This window comes from Xenorhabdus sp. SGI240, from assembly GCF_040081915.1.
GTDB classification, from domain to species: Bacteria; Pseudomonadota; Gammaproteobacteria; order Enterobacterales; family Enterobacteriaceae; genus Xenorhabdus; species Xenorhabdus bakwenae.
In genome coordinates, this window is record NZ_JBEBMB010000013.1 from 1 (window position 1) to 2,313 (window position 2,313).

Below are 2,313 nucleotides of genomic sequence, written 5' to 3' on the forward strand. Positions count from 1 at the left end.
CGTCAGTCTGGCCTTATTTGCTGATGCGCATCAACTGCTGCAACTCAGCCCCAATCAATGGCAGGACATTCCTGATGAATCGCAGGAAGACGAAAATGACGAACAGCGCGATATCCTGGGTGAAATGGAAATTGCCGCCCGACTGATGATCACCGGCGGTGAGAAAAAAGAGGAAGAGCGTTTAACCCGTTCCGATCGGGGTTTGATCCGCGAAGCCATTATGATGGCAGCACACACCAGCTTTGCTGAGCAACGTCAGATGGTGGCTTCAGACTTACAGAATGCCCTGTATGCCATCGCCCGCAGCCATCAGCAGGATGAACACGGCCAGCCCTTAATCACGGCACATCGTCGGGCACGGGCGGATGAAATGGCCGGTGCCATGTCGATGTTTACCCAGGGTTTTGAAGGGGAACTGTTTAACCGTCCCGGCACGCCGTGGCCGGAAGTCGATGTCACGTTGATTGATTTGGGTACGCTGGCGCGGGAAAACTATTCGGCACAAATGGCGCTGGCGATGGTGTCGCTGATTAACACCGTCAATAATCTGGCCGAACGTGACCAGTATCAGGACAGGGAACTGCAACTGGTGATCGACGAAGGGCATATCACCACCACCAACCCGCTGCTCTCTCCCTATATGACCAAGGTCGTGAAAATGTGGCGTAAACTGGGCGCCTGGCTGTGGCTCGCCACGCAAAACCTCGCCGACTACCCGGATACCGCTGAGAAAATGCTGAATATGGCCGAATGGTGGCTATGCCTGACCATGCCACCGGATGAAGTCGAACAAATCGCCCGCTTTAAGAAACTGACCGAAGAACAAAAAGCCGTGTTGCTCTCCGCCAGTAAATTGCCCCGTTGTTATACCGAAGGGGTAGTGCTGGCGAAAAAAATCGAAGCGTTGTTTCGGGTGGTGCCGCCGAGCCTGTACCTGGCGCTGGGGATGACGGAAAAAGAAGAAAAAGCGGAACGGCGGGCGTTAATGCGCGAGCACCAGTGCAGTGAGCTGGAGGCGGCGATATTGGTGGCCAGAAAAATGGATAGTGCCCGGGGGTTAAAACAGACATAACTATTCAATTTTATTATCGGGTATATTGACTGAGAGAACGTTAACTTTCTTGCCTAAAAAATTGAGATGAAGATAAGAATGAAAAAGCATCAATCCAATCATGGAAAAAAGAAACTTTATCGCCGGGTCAATACGACAACCCATTTCGTTTTTCATCATGGCGGTGAATATCGATGGGAGCGAGCCAGGCAAAAATTAATCGGGGAGGATATGCCCTACTTTCTGTCTATGAAAGGCAAGCAAAGACACGGCTTAGATTACACGCCACTTTTTATGTTTTTATTGAGTAAAGTCGGTGAAAAATGGGATGGGGTTCACAGTGAAGCCGTTCAGCGACTGGACAGTCCAGAACCTTTATTTTGGATAGTGGCGTTACATGAGCATGAACAAAGAGATTATATCCGCTGTGGTGAATCCAGTTATTACAACGGGCTGTTCGTCGATAAATCAGGCTTTTTAAGGAAGGTGAATCCGCATTTGTCAGCCAATGATATTCCTCTCCAGTGCCAATGCTGTACGCATACATTTAACGGGGTTCCCATTCACCGCTGACTCAGGTAATTTTCACCATGGGAAAAAGAATTAAGTGCAGTATTTAACGCGCTTTTTTTGCATGTTACCCCTTTCAGTATTAATGAAAAGGGTCACAATCCGTGGTGCAAAAAAACCAATCCCGTCGGTTCAGCAGGGGAAACTCTTCGATTATCGGCCTGTTAAGCCTGTCACTCAGTGTTCCCGGTCAGGCCATGCCGGAAGTGCCAAACCCGGATCAGCATGAGTACACCCTGGCCGAAATCACCACCCAATGGGGGCAACTGACTCAATCGCAGTCACCCAACGAAGCGGCAAAAACAATGGTCGCCCGGCAGTTATCGTCTGTGGTGACATCAACACTGACACCCTGGTTTAACCAATATGGCAATGCCCGCCTTACACTCCCTTTCGACAATCATTTTTCGTTAAAAGACGTTGCATTTGACTGGCTGTTACCCTGGTATAACGTAGCTTCGGGTACGGCATTCAGTCAGTTCGGGGTAAAAACCCACCACGGTCAGACAACAACTACACTTGGATTCGGCTATCGCTATTTAGCCGATAACTGGTTATGGGGGGCCAATGTCTTCTGGGATGCGTTGTGGCCGGCGCAGCATCACCGTTACAGCATAGGATTAGAAGCCTGGCATGATAACGTCAAACTCTCTGCCAATCTTTACCAGCACTTATCCCATTGGAAGCCCTCC

3 protein-coding genes are annotated in these 2,313 nt (G+C 49.8%); all 3 read left to right on the forward strand.

From position 1 onward, the window contains the following. Positions 1-1,072, forward strand: a 1,072-nt coding sequence (locus tag ABLA76_RS04170; RefSeq protein WP_348986970.1) for a conjugative transfer ATPase, incomplete at its 5' end; no start/stop codon positions are given. A gap of 78 nt (positions 1,073-1,150) precedes the next feature. After that, a complete protein-coding gene (locus tag ABLA76_RS04175) occupies positions 1,151-1,624 on the forward strand; it encodes a hypothetical protein (RefSeq protein ID WP_348986971.1) in 474 nt (157 codons plus the stop codon). A gap of 101 nt (positions 1,625-1,725) precedes the next feature. Then, positions 1,726-2,313 (forward strand): inverse autotransporter beta domain-containing protein (locus tag ABLA76_RS04180; protein WP_348986972.1); only part of this gene is annotated, 588 nt, incomplete at its 3' end.

Bases quoted from the DNA above. Each gene is read 5' to 3' on its own strand.
- ABLA76_RS04175 (WP_348986971.1), top strand. From the start codon at position 1,151: ATGAAAAAGCATCAATCCAATCATGGAAAAAAGAAACTTTATCGCCGG.